At 68.7% G+C, this 24,787-nt stretch carries 1 protein-coding gene (only partly in view); it reads left to right on the forward strand.

Going from position 1 to position 24,787, the window contains the following annotated elements; all coding sequences use genetic code 11:
* On the forward strand, positions 1–24,787 hold the 5' portion of the coding sequence (locus ACIA76_RS25565) for a non-ribosomal peptide synthase/polyketide synthase (RefSeq protein ID WP_397154831.1). Its footprint extends 19,145 nt past the window's final position; only the first 24,787 of its 43,932 coding nucleotides appear in the window; the start codon lies at positions 1–3; the stop codon falls past the right edge of the window.

Below are 24,787 nucleotides of genomic sequence, written 5' to 3' on the forward strand. Positions count from 1 at the left end.
TTGAACCGGCTGGATTTCGGCGGAAACGGCGAATCGGGGGAGGACCTCTTCCCGCTGTCTCCGGCGCAGCTCGGTATCTGGTATGCCCAGCATCTGGATCCGCAGGTGCCGATCACCATCGCCCAGTACGTGGATCTGCGTGGCGAGCTGGACGTCGAGGTGCTCGAGCGTGCCAGTATCGACGCCTCGCACGAACTGGGTTCGGGCTTCCTGCGCATCGTCGAGCGCGACGGTGAGCCCCTGCAGTACGTCGATCACGCCATCGCCGATTACGACAAGGTCGTCTACGTCGACCTGCGCGAGGAAGCGGATCCGCGCGCGGCCGCGGACGAGTGGATGCGCGCGGAGTACGGCCGCCCGCTGGACCTGACGACCGATCGGTTGATCAAGGTCGCGGCCCTGCGCCTCGCGGACGACCACTGGTACTGGTACAGCCGGGCCCATCACATCGCGCTCGACGGTTTCGGCGCGATGACCAACATGAACCGCATCGCGGAGCTGTACACGGCGTATCTGTCGGGCGCCGAGCCGACGCCGTCCAAGGCCGCCGATCTGAGCGCGCTGGTCGAATCCGAGCTGACCTACCGCGAGAGCACGCGCTTCCAGACCGATAAGACCTACTGGGCGCAGCGGGTCGCCGGGCTCGAGGAGGGCAGCAGCCTCACCGGCCGCAATGCCGCGCCCGCACCCCTGAACGGTGTCGTCACCGCCGCGCTGTCCGATGATCGCAATGCCGTGCTGGACGAGGCCGTGCGGCGGCATGATTCGTCGCCGGCGGGTCTGCTCATCGCGGCGTTCGCCGCATATCTGGCGCAGTGGACCGGTAGCGAGGATGTCATCCTCAGCCTGCCGGTGACCGCGCGCACCACCGCCGTCATGCGTCGCTCCGGCGGTGCGTCGTCGAATATCGTGCCGCTGCGCCTGCGGGTCGGCTTCGATACGACGGTCGCCGAGCTGTTGAAGGCCGTGCAGATCGAGGTGTCGGGCGCGCTGCGGCATCAGCGGTATCGGCATGAGGACATTCGGCGCGACAGCGCCGCGGGCGGCACGGTCACCAAGGAGTTCTTCGGGCCGTGGGTGAACATCATGTTGTTCCACGACGAGCTCGTGCTGGGTGCGAATGTCGGTAAGCTGCATGTGCTTTCGACGGGCGCCATCGAGGATCTCGGCGTCAACTTCTATCAGTCCGAGGGCGGCGCGCGGGCGCGGATCGACTTCGAGACCAATCCGAACCTGTATTCCGAAACCGAAGCGCAGCAGCATCATTCGCGATTCCTGGAGTTCTTCGATCGGTTCCTGAGCGCGGCGGCGGACCAGGCGGCGTGGGATCTGCCGATCACCACCCGGGCCGAGCTGGATCGGACGCTGGCGGCGTGGAACGACTCCGGGCATGCGGTGCCGACGACCACGTTGTCGGCACTGCTGGATGCGCAGATCGCGCGCAGCCCCGGGAGTGTCGCGCTCGAGTTCGAGGGCGAGTCCCTGACGTATGCGGAGTTCGGTGCGCGGGTCAACAGACTCGCACGCTACCTGATCGCCGATGGCGTCGGGCCGGAATCGCTTGTGGCGCTGGGGATGCGGCGTTCGCTGGATCTGGTCGTCGGTATGCACGCGGTGCTGAAGGCCGGTGGCGCGTATGTGCCGATCGATCCGGATCATCCGGCGGATCGCACCGCCTACATTCTCGAATCCGCTTCTCCTGTTTGTGTTCTCATCGTATCAACGGACGAGCTGGAGCTGCCGGAAGCGGTGCGGCGGGTCGAGATCGACTCGCTCGACATGTCCGGATTCTCCGCGGAGCCGGTGACCGATGCCGATCGCAGCGCGCCGTTGCGGGCCGATAACACCGCGTATGTCATCTACACCTCGGGTTCCACCGGCCGCCCGAAGGGCGTTGCCGTCACCCATCACGCGATCGTCAACCAGCAGCTGTGGATGCTCGATGAATACGGGCTGACCAGTGATGATGTCTACCTGCAGAAGACCGCGACCACATTCGACGTGTCGTTGTGGGGGTACTTCCTGCCGTTGATGGTCGGCGCGAAGCTGATCGTGGCGAGTCCCGATGGGCATCGGGATCCGATCTATGTCGCGGAGACGATCGCTCGGCATCGGGTGACGGTGACCGATTTCGTGCCCTCGATGTTGACGGTATTCGTCTCGCATGCCACCGCCGCTCAGTGTGTCTCGCTGCGTGCGGTGTTCGTGATCGGTGAGGCGCTGCCGCCCGAGACGGCCGCCGGATTCCGCGCCATCACCGGTGCGGGTCTGCACAACCTGTACGGTCCGACCGAGGCCGCGGTGTCGGTGACCTCCTGGGAGGCCACCGCGGCGGACGCCACGACGGTGCCGATCGGTGTGCCGGAGTGGAATGTCGAAGTCTATGTGCTGGATTCGCGGTTGCGGCCGGTCGCGGTCGGCGCCGCGGGTGAGCTGTATCTGGCGGGTCGTCAACTTGCGCGGGGGTACCGGGGCCGGGCAGATCTGACCTCGGATCGGTTCGTCGCGAACCCCTTCGGGGTCCAAGAACAAGAAGAGGGCGGGCAAGAACAAGAAGAGGGCGGAATCGGCTCTCGCATGTATCGCACCGGTGACCTGGTGCGCTGGAACTCCGCCGGTGCGCTGGAGTACATCGGGCGCACGGACTTCCAGGTCAAGTTCCGTGGTCAGCGGATCGAGCTGGGCGAGATCGAGACCGATCTGCTCGCGTATCCGGCGGTCAGTCAGGCCGTGGTGCTGGTGATGGACACCGCCACCGGTCAGCAGCTGGTCGCGTATGTCGTTCCCGTGCCGGGACATTCGGTGGATCCGGTCGAGTTGACGCGGTTCGTCGCGGAGAAGCTGCCCAGCTATATGGTGCCCGCGTCGGTCATGGTGTTGAATGCGTTCCCGCTCAACACCTCCGGCAAGCTGGATCGGAAGGCGTTGCCGGATCCGGTGTTCAGCGCGGACGCGGCCGGATACCGCGCGCCGCGGACGCAGCCCGAGGAGATCGTCGCCGGGATCTTCGCCGATGTGCTGAGCCAGGAACGGGTCGGCATCGACGACAACTTCTTCGATCTGGGCGGCAACTCGCTGGTCGCCACCCAGGTGGTGGCGCGGATCTCCGCGGCGTTCGGGATCCGGCTGGGTGTGCGGACGCTGTTCGAGACCCCGACCGTGGCCGGAATCGCGGCACGGGCCGAGGCCGCCACTCCCGCGGACGTCTCGCGTCCGCCGCTGGTCGCCCAGCGCCGCCCCGAGCGGGTGCCGTTGTCGTTGGCGCAGCAGCGGATGTGGTTCATCAACCAGTTCGATCCGAGTGTGCCTACCTATAACCTCCCGTTCGTGGTGCGGTTGCGGGGCCGGGTCGATATCGACGCCTTGACCACGGCGTTGATGGATGTGGTGCGGCGGCAGGAATCGCTGCGCACGATCTTCCCCGAATCCGGTGACGGCGGCTTCCAGCGGGTGCTGCCGATGGATCAGGTCGACCTCGGCGTCGAGGTGGCGCCGATCTCGACGGCCGAATTGCCCGCCGCGCTGGCCGAATTCGCCTCGCGCGGCTTCGATGTCTCCCATGAGCTGCCGATCCGGGTGCGGATCTTCCAGGTCGCGGGATCCAATGGGCACGGCGCGGATTACGCGGTCGCGTTCGTCGTGCATCACATTGCGGCGGACGGGTTCTCGTTCGGTCCACTGGCTCGTGATGTGACGGCGGCGTATCTGTCGCGCGCGAACGGTGAGGCTCCCGGATGGGGGTCGTTGCCGGTGCAGTACACCGATTTCAGCCTGTGGCAGCGGCAGGTGCTCGGGTCCGAGGACGATCCGGCATCGATGGCGGCGAGCGAGATCGCTTACTGGCGTGGCGCTTTGGCCGGTCTGCCGGATCAGCTGGATCTGCCCGCGGATCGTCAGCGTCCGGCGGTGCAGAGCTTCCACGGTAGCCGGATCGCGTTCGATATCGATGCCGATCTCCATGCCGAGCTGTCGGGTTTGGCTCGGGCGCAGGGTGTGTCGCTGTTCATGGTGCTGCATTCGGCGCTGGCGGTGCTGCTGGCCCGACTGTCGGGGACCAGTGATATCGCGATCGGTACACCGGTGGCGGGTCGTGGTGAGCAGGCGCTGGACGATCTGATCGGCATGTTCGTCAACACCCTGGTGTTGCGGTCGCGGGTCGACGGGGCCGAATCGTTCGCCGAATTCCTTTCCCGCACACGGGAGAACGATCTCGCGGCGTTCGCGCATGCGGATGTGCCGTTCGAGCGGCTGGTCGAGGTGCTCAACCCGACCCGGTCGCAGGCGCGGCATCCGTTGTTCCAGGTGATGCTGTCGTTCCAGGAGCTGTCCCACGCCACGATGGAGATGGCGGGGCTGTCGGTGTCGGCCGAGGAGCTCGAGGTCGACATCGCCAAGTTCGACCTGCAGTGGACGCTGACCGAGCAGCGCGGGGCCGGTGGCGAACCGCGCGGAGTATCGGCGGTCGTGTCGTATGCGACCGACCTGTTCGACGCCGCCACGGTCACCGAATTCGGCCGCCGGTATCTGCGTGTGCTGGAGGCCGCGGTCGCGGCCCCGCAGGCGCGGGTGCGCGAGATCGAGATCCTCGATGACACCGAGCGCGCGCTGGTGCTCGAGCGGTGGAATCGCACGGCCCGTGAGCTGCCTTCGGCGGTAACGGTTCTGGAGCTGTTCGACGAACAGGTCCGGCAGCGTCCACACGCGACGGCGCTGATCTTCGATCCGGGCGAGCGTTCCGGCAGCGAGTTCGGCCCGCTCACCGAGCTGACCTACAGCGAGTTCTCCGCGCGGGTGAATCGCCTGGCGCGCAGGCTGATCGACGAGGGCGTGGGGCCGGAGTCGTTGGTGGCGGTCGGTATTCGCCGCTCGGTCGACATGCTCGTCGCGATCTACGCGACCATGGCCGCCGGCGGCGGATATGTGCCGATCGACCCGGATTACCCGGCCGAGCGCATCCACTACATCCTCGACACCGCCGATCCGGTGGTCGTGCTGTCCACCGCGCACGATGCCGATGATCTCGGCACCGACCGCGACCTGCTCGAAATCGACCAGCTCGAGCTGTCGGAGTACTCCGGCGCCCCGATCGATCCGGCCGAACGCCGCGGGGTGCTGCGGCCGAGCAATACCGCGTATGTGCTGTTCACCTCCGGCTCGACCGGCCGCCCCAAGGGCGTGGCGATCTCCCATGCCGCGATGGTCAACCAGATCGCCTGGATCACCGACGAATACGGCATCGACGACACCGATGTGATCCTGCAGAAGACGCCGGTCACCTTCGACGTCTCGGTGTGGGAGCTGTTCGGCACGCTGGTCGTGGGTGCGCGGATGGTCATCGCCGCCCCCGACGGGCATCGCGATCCGATGTACATGTCGGAGATCGTCGGACGGCACCGGGTCACCATGACCTCGTTCGTGCCGTCGATGCTGTCGGTGTTCGCCTCCAGCGCCTCGGCGGCCGAATGCCTGTCGCTGCGCGCGGTTCTCGTCGCGGGTGAGGCACTGCCGCCCGCGACGGTCGTCGCGTTCCGCCGGTTCTCGACCGCCGCGGTCCACAACCTGTACGGCCCGACCGAATTCACCGTCCACGCCACCGCCGCGCATATCACCGATCCGCATCCGATCACGGTGCCGATCGGCCGCCCGGTCGCCAACGGGCAGGCGTATGTGCTCGACGAGGGCCTGCAACCGGTGCCCGCCGGAGTGCCCGGTGAGCTGTATCTGGGCGGTGCGCAGGTGGCACGCGGATACTACGGCCGCCCGGATCTGAGCGCGGAACGATTCGTCGCCAACCCCTTCGGGGTCCAGGAAGGGCACGCGGAGCAGGTCCAGGAAGGGCACGAGGAGCAGGTCCAGGGAGGGCGGTTGTACCGCACCGGCGACCTGGTCCGCTGGACCGCCGCGGGTGTCCTCGAGTACATCGGGCGTACCGATTTCCAGGTCAAGTTCCGCGGTCAGCGCATCGAACTCGGCGAGATCGAGACCGCGCTGCTGGCGCATCCGGCCGTGAACCAGGCCGTCGTGCTGGTCATCGACACCGTCGCGGGCGATCAGCTCGTCGCGTATCTGGTGACCACGCCGGGTCCGGTCGATCTGGACAACGTGAAGGCGTTCCTGCACCGCACGCTGCCCGCCTATATGGTGCCCTCGGCGTTCGTGGTGCTGGAAGCCTTGCCGCTCAACGCTTCCGGCAAGCTCGACCGCAGGGCGCTTCCGGCTCCGGTGTTCGAGGTTCGCGAATTCCGCGCTCCGACAACGCCGATCGAGGAGATCGTCGCCCAGATCTTCGGTGAGGTCCTCGGCGTCGCCCGGGTCGGCGTCGACGACGACTTCTTCGAACTCGGCGGCAACTCGCTGATCGCCACCCAGGTCTCCTCGCGCCTGGGCACCGCACTGGACACCCGCGTGCCGGTGCGAATGCTGTTCGAGGCCAGCACCGTCGCCGCCCTGGCCGCGCGGATCGAATCGCATGTCGGTGACGGCGCGCGCAAGGCGCTGGTGGCGCGCGAGCGCCCCGAGCAGGTGCCGCTGTCGCTCGCGCAGCAGCGCATGTGGTTCCTCAACCGGTTCGACACCGGGTCGGCGGTCAACAACATCCCGGTCGCCATCCGACTGTCCGGTGAGCTCGATGTGGCCGCGCTGCAGGTGGCGGTCATCGATGTCATCGATCGGCACGAATCGCTGCGCACGGTGTTCCCGGAGACCGGGGACGGGCCGGTGCAGGTGGTTCTGGACGCGGCGCAGATCGTTCCGGACCTGACGCCGGTGCCGGTCACCGAGGACAATCTGATCGATCATCTGATCGAGCTGGCGTCGATGGCCTTCGATGTGACCTCCGAGGTGCCGCTGCACGCGCGGCTGTTCGAGATCAGCGAGACCGAGTACGTGCTGGGCATGGTGGTGCACCACATCTCGGCCGACGGCTGGTCGATGGGGCCGCTGGCGCGCGATGTGATGGTCGCCTACGCCGCGCGCACCTCCTGGGAGCAGCCGGCGTGGGCCGAGCTGCCGGTGCAGTACGCCGATTACGCGCTGTGGCAGCGCGAGGTGCTGGGCGCGGAGGACGATTCGAACTCGTTGATCTCCAGCCAGATTCGCTACTGGACCGACCAATTGGCCGATCTGCCCGACGAACTCGTGCTGCCCTCGGATCGACCGCGGCCCGCCGCGGCCAGCTATCGCGGCGGCACCTATCCGTTCGTGATCTCCGCGGAGACGCAGCGGCGGCTGATCGAGTTGGGGCGCAAGCACAATGCCTCGCTGTTCATGGTCATGCACAGCGCGTTGGCGGTGCTGCTGGCTCGGCTGTCGGGCACCGGTGATATCGCCATCGGCACGCCGGTCGCGGGGCGCGGCGAGGCGGCGCTGGACGATCTGATCGGCATGTTCGTCAACACGCTCGTGCTGCGCACGAATGTCGACGGGGCCACCACCTTCGCGGATCTGCTCGCGCGGTCGCGCGACGCCGATCTGCACGCGTTCGCGCATGCGGATGTGCCGTTCGAGCGGCTGGTCGAGGTGCTCAATCCGGCGCGATCGCAGTCGCGGCATCCGCTGTTCCAGGTCATGCTGACCTTCCAGAACACGCGCCAGGCGACGCTGGAGCTGCCGGGGCTGCGGGTCAACGGGATCGAGTACGACGCCCGGTTGGCCAAGTTCGATCTGCAGCTGACGTTGCAGGAGGCACAGGACTCGCGCGGTGAGGCCGCGGGCATGTCGGCCGAATTCTCCTATGCGCTGGATCTTTTCGACGAGCCGACGGTCGCCGCATTCGCGCGCCACCTCGACCTGATCCTGGCCGCGGTCACCGCGGCGCCCCAGGCGTCGGTCGGCGATATCGACCTGATGACCGCCGCCGAGCGGTCCCGGGTGCTCCTCGCGTGGAACGAGACCGCCCACTCCCTGCCTCTCGGTCCCGGCGAAGGCCCGGACCTGGTCTCGTTGTTCGAGAAGCAGGCGGCGGCCACTCCCGGCGCCGTCGCGGTGATCTTCGAGGACGAGCAGCTCACCTACGCCGAATTCGCCGAGCGCGTGCATCGGCTCGCGCGGCGGCTGATCGCCGACGGGGTGGGCTCGGAATCGCTGGTGGCGCTGGCCATTCGGCGTTCGATCGATCTGGTCGTCGCGATGTACGCGGTGCTCGAGGCGGGCGGCGGTTATGTGCCGCTGGATCCGGATCAGCCCGCGGACCGCATCGACTACGTGCTCGACATCGCGCGTCCGGCCGCCATCCTCACCACCGGCCGCGACGACTTCGTCATCGGCCGCAATGTGCCGGTGCTCGAGGTGGATTCGCTGCCGCTGGACGGATTCGACGCGACGCCGATCGCCGATGCCGAACGGGCGCAGCCGATTCGGCCGGACAATACCGCCTACGTCATCTTCACCTCCGGTTCGACCGGCCGCCCGAAGGGCGTGGCCGTCGAGCATGCCGCGATCGTCAACCGGCTGCTGTGGATGCAGCACGAGTATCCGATCGGTCCGGACGATGCCGTGCTGCAGAAGACTCCGGCGACGTTCGACGTGTCGGTGTGGGAGTTCTTCTGGCCGTTGCAGACCGGTGCGCGACTGGTGGTCGCCAAGCCGGACGGGCATCGGGATCCGGTGTATCTGGCTCAGGTGATCGCGGAGCGGGGGATCACGACCGCGCATTTCGTGCCGTCGATGCTTTCGGTGTTCGTGGCCGCCCTCGACGCCTCCGGCGCCGGGGGACAGGAAGAGGAGCGCGCCGGGGGACAGCAAGAGGAGCGCGCCGAGGGACAGGAAGAGGAGCGCGCCGAGGGGCAGGAAGAGGGGCGCGCCGCGGGGCCGGAGGAAATGCGGCTGCGGCAGGTGTTCGCCTCGGGTGAGGCGCTGCCCGCGCCGACCGCGCAGCGGCTGCGGGAGCTGACCGGGGCGCGGCTGCACAACCTGTACGGCCCGACCGAGGCCGCGGTCGACGTGACCTATCACGAGGTTGTCGATTCCGACACCACCGGTGTGCCCATCGGACGTCCGGTGTGGAACACCGGAGTCTATGTGCTGGATTCGCGCCTGCATCCGGTCGCTCCGGGTATCGCGGGTGAGCTGTATCTGGCGGGCGATCAGCTGGCTCGCGGTTATCTCGGGCGGCCGGATCTGTCGGCGGATCGTTTCGTGGCGGGGCCGTTCGGTGAGCCCGGCTCACGGATGTACCGGACCGGCGACCTGGTGATGTGGACCGCCGCGGGTGAGCTGCAGTATCTGGGCCGCACCGACTTCCAGGTGAAGCTGCGCGGTCTGCGGATCGAGCTCGGCGAGATCGAGGCGGCGCTGCTGGCGCAGCCGGGGATCGAGCAGTCGGTGGTCGTGGTGCGTACCGATGCGCATGCGGGCGATCAGCTGGTGGGCTATGTCGTGCCGTCGGCGGTCGTCGACACCGATGCGGTGAAGGCCGCACTGGCACAATCGCTTCCGGCGTACATGATCCCGGCCGCGCTGGTCGTGCTGGACACGTTCCCGGTGAACGCGTCGGGCAAGCTGGATCGAAAGGCGTTGCCCGCTCCGGTGTTCGAGGCGCGGCAGTTCCGGGCGCCGTCGACGCCGATCGAGGAGATCGTGGCGGAGATCTTCGCCGATCTGCTCGGCGTCGAACGGGTCGGCGTGGATGACGACTTCTTCGAACTGGGCGGCAACTCGCTGGTCGCCACCCAGGTGGTCGCCCGGCTGAGCGCCGCGCTGAGCACCGAGGTCGGGGTGCGGGCCCTCTTCGAGGCGCCGACCGTCGGGGCCCTGGCCGCGCGGGTCGAATCGCATGCGGGATCCGGTGTGCGCCAGGCGCTCACGGCCCGGCCGCGGCCGGAGTATCCGCCGCTGTCGCTGGCGCAGCAGCGGATGTGGTTCCTCAACCGGTTCGACACCGAATCGGCCGCCAACAACATTCCGGCGGCCGTCCGGCTCACCGGCGCACTGGATCTGGACGCGCTGCGCGGCGCGGTCGCCGATGTGGTGGCCCGGCACGAGTCGCTGCGCACGATCTATCCCTCGCACGAGGGCGTCGCGTACCAGAAGGTGCTGCCCTCGACCCGCGCCATTCCCGAGCTCGCGGTCGTCGACGCCGCCGAGGACGAATTGTTCCCGGCGACAGCGGATTTCGTCGCACTCGGCTTCGATGTGACGAACGAGCCGCCGGCGCGGCTGCGGCTGTACCGCCTGAGCGCCGATGAGCATGTGCTGGTTGTGGTCGTCCATCACATCGCCACCGACGGCTTCTCGATGCGGCCGTTGGTGCGGGATCTGATCACCGCCTATATCGCCCGCGCCGCCGGAAGCGAACCGGGCTGGGCGCCGCTGCCGGTGCAGTACGCCGATTACGCGCTGTGGCAGCGCGATGTGCTGGGGCCGGAGGATGATCGGCGTTCGCTGATCTCCCAGCAGCTGGTCTACTGGCACGATGCGCTGGCCGAGCTGCCCGACGAGCTGCGGCTGTCGACCCGTCCGCGTCCGGCGGTCGCCTCGAATCGTGCGGGGACGCACCGCTTCCGGGTGCCGGGCGAGACCATCGAGGCCCTGAACCGGGTCGCGCACGCCCAGGGCGCCACGCTGTTCATGGTGGTGCACGGCGCCTTCGCGGCGCTGCTGTCGCGGTTGAGCGGCAGCGACGATATCGCCATCGGCATTCCGGTCGCCGGTCGTGGCGAGCGGTCGCTGGACGATCTGGTCGGCATGTTCGTCAACACGCTGGTGCTGCGGGCGAACGTCGAACAGGGCGAGCGGTTCTCCGATCTGCTGGCGCAGGTGCGCGAGCGGGATCTGGCCGCGTTCGCACACGCCGACGTGCCGTTCGAGCGGCTGGTCGAGATGCTGAATCCGGTGCGGTCGCAGGCGCGGCATCCGCTGTTCCAGGTGATGCTGTCGTTCCAGAACCTGGGGCGCACCGAACTGGAGCTGCCCGGCCTGAGCGTCGCCGAACTCGGAATCGACCAGCAGACGGCCAAATTCGATCTGCAGCTGTCGCTGATGGAGGCCGACGCCGCGGCGATGGAGGCCGAACTGGTCTTCGCCACCGACCTTTTCGACGACCGCTTCGCGACCGTCTTCGCCCAGCGCTTCCTGCGCGTGCTCGCCGCCGTCGCCGCCGATCCGGCCGCGACCATCGGTGAGCTGCCGCTGCTCGACGACGCCGAGCGGGCGTTGGTGCTCGAGCGGTGGAACGAGACCGGATATCCGATCGACGCGGCCCTGCCGACGGTGTCCGAGGACGCCGCAGCGACCCTGGTATCGCTGTTCGAGGCACAGGTCGCCCGCACCCCGGACGCGGCCGCGGTCACGTTCGAGGGGACGAGTCTGTCCTATGCCGAATTCGCCGCCCGGGTGCGGCGTTTGGCGCGCTGGCTGATCGCCGAGGGCATCGGGCCCGAGACGCCGGTGGCCCTGGGCATGCGGCGCTCGATCGATCTGGTGGTCGGCATCTACGCGGTGAGCGCCGCGGGCGGCGCGTATGTGCCGCTGGATCCGGATCATCCGGCCGATCGCATCGCCTACATCCTCGACACCGCCCGGCCGGAATTCGTGCTCACCTCCCAGGGCGATCTGGAATCCGTCGCGGCCCCGCAGATTCGGATCGACGAACTGGATCTGTCCGCATTCGCCGACACCCCGCTGACCGATGCCGATCGCCGGGCGCCGCTGCGCGCGGCGAATACCGCGTACCTGATCTTCACCTCCGGTTCGACCGGTCGCCCCAAGGGCGTGGCCGTCGCGCACGGGGCGATCGTGAACCAGCTGGTGTGGATGCACGCCCAGTACGGGCTCGCGGCCTACGACGTCGTGCTGCAGAAGACCCCGGCGACATTCGACGCATCGGTGTGGGAGTTCTTCTGGCCCTTGCAGGTCGGTGCGCGACTGGTCGTGGCCCGGCCCGACGGGCATCGTGATCCGGCCTATCTTGCCCGGTTGATCGCCGCGGAGCAGGTCACCGTGGCGCAGTTCGTGCCGTCGCTGCTGGCGCAGTTCGTGGCCGCGCCGCAGGCGAATCGGGTCGATACGCTGCGGTTCGTCTTCGCCGGTGGCGAGGGTTTGACCGGATCGCTCGCCCAGCGGGTGCGTTCGGAGCTCGGGGCCCGGGTCCACAACCTCTACGGTCCGACCGAGACCGCGGTGCAGGTGACCGCGCACGAGGTGACCGACGCCGACGCGGTGACGGTGCCGATCGGTGCGCCGGTCTTCAATACCCATGTCTACGTGCTGGATTCGCGGCTGCGGCCGGTTCCGGTGGGTGTGCCGGGTGAGCTGTATCTGGCGGGCGCACAGGTGGCGCGCGGCTATGTGGAGCGGCCGGGTCCGACCGCGGAGCGGTTCGTAGCCAACCCCTTCGGGGTCCCGGGAGATGAAAACGGCGCCCGCGGAGATGAAAACGGCGCCCGCGGAGATGACATCGGCTCCCGCATGTACCGCACCGGCGACCTGGTGATGTGGACCGAGCTGGGCGAGCTGCGGTACCTGGGCCGCACCGACTTCCAGGTGAAGCTGCGCGGTCTGCGCATCGAGCTCGGCGAGATCGAGTCGGCGCTCACCGCGCTGGACGAGGTCGCGCAGGCGGTCGTGGTGGTGCGCACCGATGAGCGCACCGGCGATCAGTTGGTGGCCTACTTGGTTCCGGCGGAGGGCATGCCGGAAACACTGGGCTCGGGGATCGATGTCGACGCGGTGAAATCGGCTCTGGCACGGGCGTTGCCGCGGTACATGGTGCCCGCCGCATTCGTGACGCTGGACGCGTTGCCCGTCAACGCCTCCGGCAAGCTGGACCGCCGGGCGCTGCCCGCGCCGACCTTCGCGGCCAAGGTGTTCCGCGCCCCGACGACCTCGGTCGAGCAGGCCGTCGCCGACACCATCGCCGAGGTGCTCGGCGCGGCGCGCGTGGGCCTGGACGACGACTTCTTCGAACTCGGCGGCAACTCGTTGGTGGCCATGCAGGTCGTGGCCCGCCTCGGCGAGGCCCTCGATACCGAGGTGCCGGTGCGCACCCTGTTCGAGAACACCACGGTGGCGGAGCTGTCCGCGCGCCTGGAATCGCAGGCGGGACAGGGTGGCCGGACGCCGCTGACTGTGCGCCCGCGGCCCGAGCGGGTGCCGCTGTCGCCCGCACAGCAGCGGATGTGGTTCCTCAACCGATTCGACAACCGCACCGCGGTCAACAACATCCCGGTCGCGGTGCGCCTGTCCGGCGCGCTGGACCTCGAGGCGTTCACCGCGACCATCCGCGATGTGGTGGCACGGCACGAGACGCTGCGCACGATCTACCCCGAGATCGAGGGCGTCGGCTATCAGCGGGTGCTTTCGGCGGCCGAGGTGACGGTCGAACTGCATCCCGAGCCGGTCACCGCGGCCGAATTGCCCTCGCGCATCGCGGCATTGGTGGGTGTGTACTTCGACGTCACCCGCGAACTGCCGTTCCGGGCGAACCTGCTCGAGCTGGGCCCCGACGAGCATGTGCTGGTGCTGGTCATGCATCACATCAGCGGCGACGGCTTCTCGATGCGCCCGCTGCTGCGCGATGTGGTGGCCGCCTACTCCGAGCGCACCCGCGGCGAGAGCCCTGCCTGGGCGCCGCTGGCGGTGCAGTACGCCGACTTCGCGCTGTGGCAGCGCGAAGTGCTCGGCGCGGAGAACGATCCGGAATCGCTGGCCGCCGGGCAGATCGCGTACTGGAGCGACCAGCTGCGGGATCTGCCCGATCAGATCGAACTGCCCGCCGACCGGCCGCGGCCGGAGGTGGCCACCAATCGCGGTGGTACGCACGCCTTCTCGATCGACGCCGAATTGCATTCCGCGCTCACGGATTTGGCGCGCTCGCGCGGCGTGACGCTGTTCATGCTCATGCACGCCGCGCTGGCCACCTGGGCGGCGCGATTGTCCGGCAGCACCGATATCGCCATCGGCACCCCGATCGCGGGCCGCGGCGAGCGTGCTCTCGACGATCTCGTCGGCATGTTCGTCAACACGCTCGTGCTGCGCACCCCGGTGCGACCGGAGACGCTGTTCACCGAACTGCTCGACGAGGTGCGCCGCACCGATCTGGCCGCATTCGCACACGCCGATGTGCCGTTCGAGCGGCTGGTGGATGTCATCAGCCCGGTCCGCTCGCAGGCGCATCATCCGCTGTTCCAGGTGGCGCTCACCTTCCAGGCCGCCGGCCAGCGCGACGCCAACCGGATCACGCTGCCCGGGCTGGCGCTCGATATCGTCGAATTCGACGAGGGCACAGCCAAATTCGATGTGCAGCTGACCGTCGGGGAGACCCTCGACGGCGGGCTGGCATTGTCCTGGAATTACGCCACCGATCTGTTCGATCCGGAGACCGTGGCCGCGTTCTCCGATCGGCTGGTGCGGATCCTGCGCGGTATCACCGAGGATCCGGCGGTCGTGGTGGGCGATCTCGATCTGCTCGGCGAGGCCGAGCGGCTCGATGTGTCGCAGCGCTGGGTGTCGTCCGGAAACGACGGCGGCTCCGGTGTTCTCGCCGATCGCACGGTCACCCTGTCGGATCTGTTCGACGCCGCGGTGGCCGCGCACGCCGACCGCGTCGCGGTCCGGTTCGGCACAGACCTGCTGACCTACGCCGAACTCGATCAGCGCTCGAATCAGTTGGCGCGCAAGCTGATCGCCGAGGGTGCGGGCCCGGAGAGCCTGGTCGCGGTCGTGCTGCCGCGCTCGCTGGATCTGGTGGTCGCACTGCTCGCGGTCGTGAAGTCCGGTGCGGGATACGTGCCGATCGATCCGACCTATCCGGCCGACCGGATCGCCTATGTGCTCTCGGACTCCAAGCCCACCAGCGTGATCGTGGACGGTGGCAGCGAGGTCGAGCTGGGCGCGGATCTGCCCGTGGTCTCGATGGACGGCTTCGGGATCGAGACCCCCGATCTGGTCGACGCCGGTGAGGGTCCCATCACCGATGCCGATCGGCGCGCACCGCTGACGCCCGACAGCATCGCCTACGTCATCTACACCTCCGGCTCGACGGGCCGCCCGAAGGGCGTGGCGGTCGCACACCGGAATGTGGTGCGGCTGTTCGCCAATACCGATCGCGAATTCGGCTTCGGGCCCGACGATGTGTGGACCCTGTTCCACTCCTTCGCCTTCGACTTCTCGGTGTGGGAGCTGTGGGGCCCGCTGCTCTACGGCGGCACGCTGGTCGTGGTCGACTACTACACCTCCCGCTCGCCCGAGCAGTTCCTGGAACTGTTGCGCCGCGAACGGGTTACGGTGCTCAACCAGACGCCGTCGGCCTTCTATCAGCTGGCCGAGGCCGATCGCAATGCCGCGCCGAATGCCACGGCGCTCGCGCTGCGGTACGTCGTCTTCGGCGGCGAGGCGCTGGAGCTGCGTCGCCTGGCCGATTGGGTCGCCCGCCACGGTGATACCGTGCCGCGGCTGGTGAACATGTACGGCATCACCGAGACCACCGTGCATGTCTCGCACCGCGTGCTCGATGCCGAAACCATCGCCGCCGCAACCGGTTCGGTGGTGGGCCGCGCCATCGCGGGCCTACGCGTATACGTGCTCGACGACCGCCTGCATCCGGTGCCGGTGGGTGTCGCGGGCGAAATGTATGTCGCGGGACCGCAATTGGCGCGCGGCTACCTGGGTCGCGCGGATCTGACATTCTCGCGGTTCGTGGCGGACCCCTTCGGGGACACCAGGGGTGGTCGCCTGTACCGCTCCGGTGACGTGGCGCGCTGGAACCGTCACGGCGAACTCGAATACCTGGGCCGCGCCGACGATCAGGTGAAGGTTCGCGGTTTCCGCATCGAACTCGGTGAGATCGAGGCCGCGGTGCTGGCGCAGCCGGGCATCGCGCAGGCCGCGGTCATCGTCCGCGAGGATCAGCCGGGCGATCAGCGCATCGTCGCCTATGCGGTGGCCACCGGAGCGGTCGATCTCGACGCCGTGCGCGACGGGGCCGCCGAGCGGCTGCCGTCCTATATGGTCCCGACGGCCTTCGTGGTGCTGGACCGAATCCCGTTGACCGTCAACGGCAAACTGGATCGGCGCGCGCTGCCCGCCCCGGCGGTGCAGGCGCGGGCGTTCCGCGCCCCCGAGACCCCGGTCCAGGAGACCGTGGCCGCGGTATTCGCCGAGGTGCTGGATCTGGAGCGAGTCGGCCTGGACGACGAGTTCTTCGCCCTGGGCGGCAACTCGCTGATCGCCACCCGTGTGGTGTCGCGCATCGGCACCGCGCTGGGCACGACCGTCGCGGTCCGGATGCTGTTCGAGGCCCCGACCGTGGAGGCGCTGGCCGCACGGCTGGAGTCGCATACCGGCGGTGAATCGCGGCCGCGTCTGAGCGCCCGGGCCCGCGCGGCCGCGGAGCTGGTGCCGCTGTCGTTCGCGCAGCAGCGCATGTGGTTCCTCAACCAGTACGACAAGACCTCCGCGGCCTACAACCTGCCGCTGGCGATCCGGCTCTCCGGTGAGCTCGACACCGCCGCACTGGAATTGGCCGTCTTCGATGTCGTGCGTAGGCACGAGTCGTTGCGCACCCGGTATCCGGAGCACGGTGGCACCCCGATGCAGGTGGTCGTCCCGGCCGAGCAGATCGCGCTGGATCTGCGTGCCTATCCGGTACTGGACACCGAATTGGTCACGGCCGTCACCGAATTCGTATCCACCGGCTTCGACGTCGCCGAACACGTGCCGCTGCGCGCCCGGTTGTTCCAGGTGCAGGCCGATGAGCATGTGCTGGTCGTGGTCGTGCATCACATTGCCGCCGACGGCTTCTCGATGAGCCCGCTGGCGCGCGATGTGATGACCGCCTACACCGCCCGGACCCAGGGCAGTGCGCCCGGCTGGGCGCCGCTGCCGGTGCAGTACGCCGATTTCGCGATCTGGCAGCGCGAGGTGCTCGGCTCGGAGGACGATGCCGAATCACTGCTGGCCCGTCAGGTCGGCTACTGGCAGCACGCGCTGAACGGGGTGCCCGACGAGCTGACGCTGCCGACCGATCGGCCACGTCCCGCCCTCGCCTCGCATCGCGGCGCGACCCTGCATCGCACGCTGGCGCCCGAACTGGTCACCGCGCTGGAAGGCGTTGCGCGCGAGCACGGTTCATCGCTGTTCATGGTCATGCACGGCGCGCTGTCGGTGCTGCTGGCCCGGGTGTCCGGCGGCGACGATATCGCGGTCGGCACCCCGATCGCCGGACGCGGTGAGGCCGCGCTCGACGAGCTGGTCGGCATGTTCGTCAACACGCTGGTGCTGCGCACCGGCCTGGATCCGGCCGAGGCGTTCACCGCGCTGCTGGGCCGGATCAAGGATGTCGACCTCGAGGCGTTCGGCAATGCCGATGTGCCCTTCGAGCGGCTGGTCGAACTGCTGGCGCCGGAGCGCTCGCAGGCCCGCAACCCGCTGTTCCAGGTCATGCTGGCCTTCCAGAACCTCGACCGCGCCACCCTGGAACTGCCCGGGCTCACGGTGTCGTCGCTGGATCTCGAGGAGAACTTCGCCCGCTTCGACCTGCAGTTCACGCTGTCGGAGATCGCGGCCGACCAGGGCGGGATGGCACTGGCGCTGACCTACGCCACCGATCTGTTCGACGAATCCACCGCCGCGGAGCTCGTGCAGCGGTGGGTGTGGGTGCTCGAGGCGATCGCCGCCGATCCGCGGATCTCCGTGGGCGCGATCGATATCCTCGACGCCACCGAGCGGGCCGATCTGATCGCCCGCGCCGGACTGCCCGCCGAACCGGCCCGCACCCTGCCCGAGCTGCTGGCCGAGGCCGCGGCCATCGACCCGGCGGCGCCCGCGGTGGTGTTCGAGGGGACGACTCTGTCCTACGGCGAACTCGACGAACGCTCGAACCGATTGGCGCGCTTGCTGATCGAACGCGGTGTCGGAACCGAGGATCTGGTCGCGATCGCGGTGCCGCGTTCGGACGAGTCCTACTTCGCCGAATGGGCGGTGTCGAGGTCGGGTGCGGCATTCGTACCGATCGACCCGACCTATCCGGCCGATCGCATCGCGCATATGGTCACCGACTCCGGTTCGCCGGTGGGCCTGACCGTGTCGTCGGTGCGCGGTGAGCTGCCGGAATCGGTGGACTGGCTCGTACTCGACGAGATGGACTCGAGTGCGTACTCGGCGGCCGCGATCACCGACGCCGACCGGCTGCGGCCGATCCGCCCGGAACATCCGGCCTATGTCATCTACACCTCCGGTTCGACCGGTGTGCCCAAGGGTGTGGTGGTCACCCATGCGGGTCTGGCGAACTTCCGGGCCGAGCAGAACGAGCGCTACCGCGTCGATTCCGATACGCGCGCACTGCATTTCGCCTCCCCGAGCTTCGATGCCTCGATGCTCGAGTTCCTGCTCGCGATCGGTGCGGGCGGCACCCTGGTGGTCGTGCCGCCGGGTGTGTACGGCGGCGAGGAGCTGGCGCGGCTGATCCGCCGCGAGCGGGCGACCCACACCTTCCTCACGCCGTCGGTGCTGGCCTCGCTGGATCCGGCCGCGCTGTCGGAGATGAAGGTGATCGTCGCCGGTGGTGAGGCCGTCCCGGCCGAGCTGGTCACCAAATGGGGTGGCGCGCAGGATGGTTCGGGACGCCGCTTCCACAACGGTTACGGTCCGACCGAGACCACCATCATGACCAATATCAGCGATCCGCTGTCGCCGGGCGATCCGGTGACCATCGGCGGTCCGATCCGCGGCATGCAGTCGCTGATCCTGGACTCGCGGCTGCGGCCGGTTCCGGTGGGTGTCGCGGGTGAGCTGTATCTGTCGGGCGTGCAGCTGGCGCGCGGTTATCACGCGCGGGCGGGCCTGACCGCGGACCGCTTCGTGGCCAATCCCTACGGGGACAGCGCCGCCGGGACCGCGCGCATGTACCGCACCGGCGACGTGGTGCGCTGGACCCAGCACGGCGAGGTCGAATACGTCGGCCGCTCCGACTTCCAGGTCAAGGTGCGCGGCTTCCGCATCGAGCTGGGCGAGATCGACGCGGCGCTGGCGGCGCACGAGACCGTGGACTTCGCGGTCACCGTGGGCCATAAGAACTCCGCGGGTGCGACCGCGCTGGTGTCGTATGTGGTTGCCGCACAGGGTCATCCGATCGACGTGGCGGTGCTGACCGAACATGTCGAACAGAGCCTGCCCGCCTATATGGTGCCCTCGTCGATCATGGTGATCGACCGGATCCCGCTGACCCCGGTCGGCAAGCTGGATCGCCGGGCGCTGCCCGAGCCGGTGTTCGCCACCGAGGTCACCTTCCGCGCGCCGCGGAATCCGTTGGAGCACACCATCGCCGAGATCTTCGCCGAGGTGCTCGGAGTCGAGCGGGTCGGCGTGGACGATTCCTTCTTCGCCCTCGGCGGCGATTCGATCGTCTCCATCCAGCTGGTGTCGCGGGCCAAGGCGCGCGGGGTGATCTTCAGCCCGCGCGACGTATTCGAACAGCGCACCGTATCCGGACTCGCGGCCGTCGCCGAAAGCGCCGACGGGCGGGGCGATTCCGCGCCGACGCTGGTCGAGCTGCCCGGTGGCGGTGTCGGCACCATGCCGCTCACGCCGGTGGTGCGGTTCATGGTCGAGCGGCCGGGCGAGTTCCGGCGCTTCAATCAGCTGTTGGCGCTGGAACTTCCGATCGGCATCGACCGGGCCGGTATCGCGGCCACCGTCGGCGCGGTGATCGACCGCCACGACATGCTGCGGGCGCGGCTGCGCCGCCACGCGGGCGCGGAGTGGATCGTCGAGACCGCCGCACCGGGCACGGTCGAGGTCGACGCGCTCATCGACCGCGTCGAATTCGACGCCGCGGCCGATGATGCCGCGATCGTCGAGATCGCCTCGGCCGCGGTGGACACCACGCTGAATCTGCTGGATCCCGAAGCGGGCGTGGTGATCCGGTTCGTATGGCTGGAGCCCACCCCCGCCTCGGTCTCCGGCTCCGCCCTCTCTTCGGTCTCCGGTTCCGCTCCCACTTCTGTCCCCGGTTCCGCCCCCTCCTCTGTCCCCGGTTCCGTCCCCTCTCTTGTCCCCGAGGCAAAGCCGAGGGGTCGTCTCATCGTCGTAGCGCACCACCTCGTGGTCGACGGCGTCTCCTGGCGCATTCTGGTGCCCGATTTCGTGGCCGCATGGGGTCAGCTGTCGGCCGGGCAGACGCCCGAGCTGGTGGCGCCCGCGACGAGCATGCGCACCTGGGCGCATGCCCTCGAGCGGGCGGCGGCCGATCGGGCCGACGAGCTCGAGTGGTGGCGCGAGGTCGTCGAGGGACCGGATCCGTTGCTGACCGCGCGGCCGTTCGATCCCGCCGTCGATGTGACCGGTGTGCTCGCCAAGCACGGCATCGAGGTCTCCCCGGAGGTCACCCGCTCGCTGCTGACGACCGTTCCGGCGCTGTTCCACGGCGGCGTGAACGACGGCCTGATCACCGCGCTGGTGCTGGCCGTCGCGAAATGGCGTGCGCGGGAAGAGGATTCGCTGCTCATCCGGATGGAGGGCCACGGCCGCGAGGAGGATGTGGCTCCCGGCGCGGATCTGTCGCGCACGGTCGGCTGGTTCACCGCGATCTTCCCGGTGCGCTTCGATCTGTCCGGCATCGATATCGACGCCGCGCTGGCGGGCGGGCCCGCGATGGGCCGCGCGATCAAGGCGATCAAGGAGCAGTTGCTGGCCGTGCCCGATAAGGGTCTCGGCTACGGCATGCTGCGCTATCTGAACCCGCGCACCGCGGCCGAGCTGCCCGAGCGGCTGCCCGGCCAGGTGAGCTTCAACTACCTCGGCCGCGTCGCCGAGACCAGCGTGCCGGACGCGCTGCGCGGCTTCGGCTGGGTGCCCGCGGCGGATCTGGCCGAACTGGGCGGCGCCTACGACGCCGATATGCCCGCCATGGCCCCGTTGGATATCAACGCGATCGTGGCCGGTGACCGACTGACCGCCCAGATCGGTTATCCGACAACCCTGTTGGCCGCCGACGAGGTGGGAGAATTCGGCGCGCTGTGGACCCGCGCGCTGGAGGCCGTCGCACGGCACGCGGATTCGGCCGACGCCGGCGGGCACACCCCGTCGGACTTCCCGCTGGTGCGGGTCTCGCAGGCCGATATCGACGGCTGGGAGCGGCGCTTCCCGGCGCTGACCGAGGTATGGCCGCTGTCGGCGCTGCAGGGCGGTCTGCTGTTCCACGCCCAGCTCGCCGCCACCTCGGTGGACGTGTACACCGCGCAGGCGGTGCTCACCCTCACCGGTCGAGTGGACGCGGCACGGCTGCGGTCTGCGGCGCAGGCGCTGGTGGATCGCTACGAGAATCTGCGCACCGCGTTCGTGACCGACGCCCAGGGCAATCCGGTGCAGGTCGTGCTCGACGGCGTGCGGGCGGCCTGGGCCGAACACGACCGCCGCCGCACCGGCGACGCGAGCGATCTGATCGAGGCCGACCGCATGCGGCGCTTCGATCTGGCCGAGCCGCCGCTGATCCGGTTCACCCTGATCCGGGTCGGCGAGGATCGCTGGTCGCTGGCGGTATCCAACCATCACATCCTGCTCGACGGCTGGTCCATGCCGCTGCTCATGCGGGATCTGCTGGTGCTGTACGCCACGCATGGCGACACCGGCGCGCTGCCAGCGGTCCGGTCCTACCGGCACTTCCTGGAATGGGTTGGCCAGCAGGATCATTCGGCCTCGCTGGCGGCCTGGACGCGGGCGCTGTCCGGTGTCTCGGAGCCGACGCTGCTGACCCGGCCCGATACCGCGCACGAGATCACCAGCCTGTCCGGCGAGTACTTCTTCGACCTGGACGAGGCGACCACCGCGCGCCTGACCGAACTGGCCGCGCAGTTGGGCGTCACCGCGAATACGGTGCTGCAGACGGCGTGGGGAATCCTGTTGGGCCGCATGACCGGTCGCGACGATGTGCTGTTCGGCACGACCGTATCCGGACGTCCGGCGCAGCTGTCGGGCGTCGAGTCCATGGTGGGTCTGTTCATCAACACCGTGCCGGTGCGGGTCCGCTTCGATCCGTCGGAGTCGGCGCGGTCGCTGCTCACCCGCACGCAGGGCGAGCAGGCGGATCTGCTGGATCACCACTACATCGGCCTGGCCGATATCCAGTCCGCGGCCGGAATCGGCGGGCTGTTCGACACGCTGGTCGTATTCGAGTCCTATCCCGTCGACTCCGAGGGTATTCAGCGCCAGGCCGCCGATATCGACGGCATGGCCGTGACCGGTCTGGACGCCGCCGACGCCACGCACTACCCGCTGACGCTGATCGCGCAGCTGGACAACCGCCTGCGCGTTCGGGCGGGGTATCTGCGGGATCTGTTCGACGAGAACACGATTCGGCGGATCGCCGATCGGCTGGTGCGGGTGCTGACCGCGATCACCGCCGAACCCGATGCGGTCGTGGGTGAGATCGACCTGCTCGATGCCGCCGAGCGGGAGACGGTCGTCTCGCGGTGGAACGCCACCGATGTCGAGACCGATCGCACCGCGACGCTGGTGTCGATGTTCCAGGCGCAGGTCGAGCGCACGCCCGAGGCGATCGCCCTCGCCTTCGAGGGGACGAGTCTGTCCTACGCCGAATTCGGCGAGCGGGTGAACAAGCTGGCGCGCTGGCTCATCGAGCGCGGTGTGGGCGCGGAATCGCTGGTGGCGCTGGGCATGCGGCGCTCGATCGATCTGGTCGTCGGCATGTACGCGGTGAGCGTGGCCGGTGGCGCGTATGTGCCGTTGGATCCGGATCATCCGGCCGAGCGGACCGAATACATCCTGGCCACCGCGGATCCGGTCTGCGTGCTGACCACGGGCGACGATCTGGCGATCGATACCGCGCAGGTGCGGATCGATCTGCTGGATCTGGCGAACCACTCCGGCGATCCGGTGACCGATGCCGAGCGGCGGTATCCGCTGCGGGCAGCGGATACCGCGTACGTCATCTTCACCTCGGGCTCGACCGGGCGGCCGAAGGGTGTGGCGGTGCCGCATTCGGCCATCGTCAACCGGCTCGTGTGGATGCAGTCGGCGTACGGGCTGGCTGCCGATGATGTCGTGCTGCAGAAGACTCCGGCCACCTTCGATGTGTCGGTGTGGGAGTTCTTCTGGCCGTTGCAGATCGGTGCGCGACTGGTCGTGGCCAAGCCCGACGGGCATCGCGATCCGGTGTATCTGGCCGAGTTGATCGCCGCGGCGGGTGTGACGGTGACGCATTTCGTGCCGTCGATGCTCGCGGTATTCGTGGCCGAAGAGGCTGCGGCGCAGTGCACTTCGCTGCGGTTGGTATTCGCTTCCGGTGAGGCGTTGTCGCCCAAGCCCGCCCATCGTCTGCGCGAGTTGACCGGTGCGGAGCTGCACAACCTGTACGGCCCGACCGAGGCCGCGGTCGACGTGACCTATCACCGGGTGACCGGTGCGGATGAGCTCTCGGTCCCGATCGGTCGTCCGGTGTTCAACACCCGGGTGTATGTGCTCGATGGCCGGTTGCGGCCGGTGCCGGTGGGTGTCGCGGGTGAGCTGTATCTGGCGGGTGTTCAGCTGGCGCGCGGATATGTCGCGCGGGCGGATCTGAGCGCGGATCGCTTTGTGGCGAACCCCTTCGGGGTCCATGAAGGGGGAACCTCCGGCAGTGGTTCGCGCATGTACCGCACCGGCGACCTCGTCGTGTGGACCGAGGATGGCGAGCTCGAGTACATCGGCCGTACCGACTTCCAGGTGAAGCTGCGCGGTCTGCGGATCGAGCTCGGCGAGATCGAGTCGGCGCTGACGGCGTTGGACGAGGTCGCGCAGTCGGTCGTGGTGGTGCGCGGGGATGCGCATACCGGCGATCAGCTGGTCGCGTATGTGGTTGCGGCGGGCGGGCTTTCGATCGATGTGGAGGACGTGCGCGAGCAGCTGTCCGAGCGGTTGCCCGCCTATATGGTCCCCGCGGTGTTCGTGGTGCTCGACGAGTTCCCGCTCAATGCCTCCGGCAAGCTGGACCGCCGCGCGTTGCCCGCGCCGGTGTTCGAGGCCGCGGTGTTCCGTGCCCCGGCCACGCCGGTGGAGGAGATCGTCGCCGGGATTTTCGCCGAGGTGCTCGGCGTCGAACGGGTCGGCCTGGACGACGACTTCTTCGCCCTGGGCGGCAACTCGCTGATCGCCACCCAGGTGGCGGCGCGGCTGTCGGCCGCTCTCGACACCCAGCTGGGTGTACGCGAGATCTTCGAGGGTTCCACGGTCGCCGCGCTGGCGGCCCGCGCCGAATCCCGTTCGGGTGCGGGCGGGCGCAAGGCGCTGGCGCCGCAGTCGCGTCCGGAGCGGGTGCCGCTGTCGCTGGCACAGCAGCGCATGTGGTTCCTCAACCGCTTCGATCCGGAGTCGGCGGTCGACAATATCCCTGCGGCCGTGCGGCTTTCGGGTCTGCTGGACCGGCAGGCGCTGCAGATCGCCGTGGCCGATGTGCTCGCGCGGCACGAATCGCTGCGCTCGTTCTATCCGGAGCTGGACGGGACCGCCTATCAGCAGGTCGTCCCGACCGGCAAGGTCATACCGGACCTGACGCCGATCGAGGTCGCCGAAACCGAACTGCCGCAGCGGCTTTCGGAGTTGTTCCTGACCGGCTTCGATGTCACCGCCGAGGTGCCGTTCCGGGCCCGGCTGTTCGAGGTCAGCCCGACCGAACATGTGCTGGCACTGGTCGTGCACCACATCTCCGCCGACGGTTTCTCCATGGGTCCGCTGACCCGGGATGTGATGACCGCCTACGGTGCTCGCGTCGAGGGTGGCGAGCCCGCGTGGCAGTCGTTGCCGGTGCAGTATGCGGATTTCGCGTTGTGGCAGCGTGAGGTGCTGGGTCGTGAGGATG

This window comes from Nocardia sp. NPDC051570 (assembly GCF_044454005.1).
Taxonomy (GTDB): domain Bacteria; phylum Actinomycetota; class Actinomycetes; order Mycobacteriales; family Mycobacteriaceae; genus Nocardia.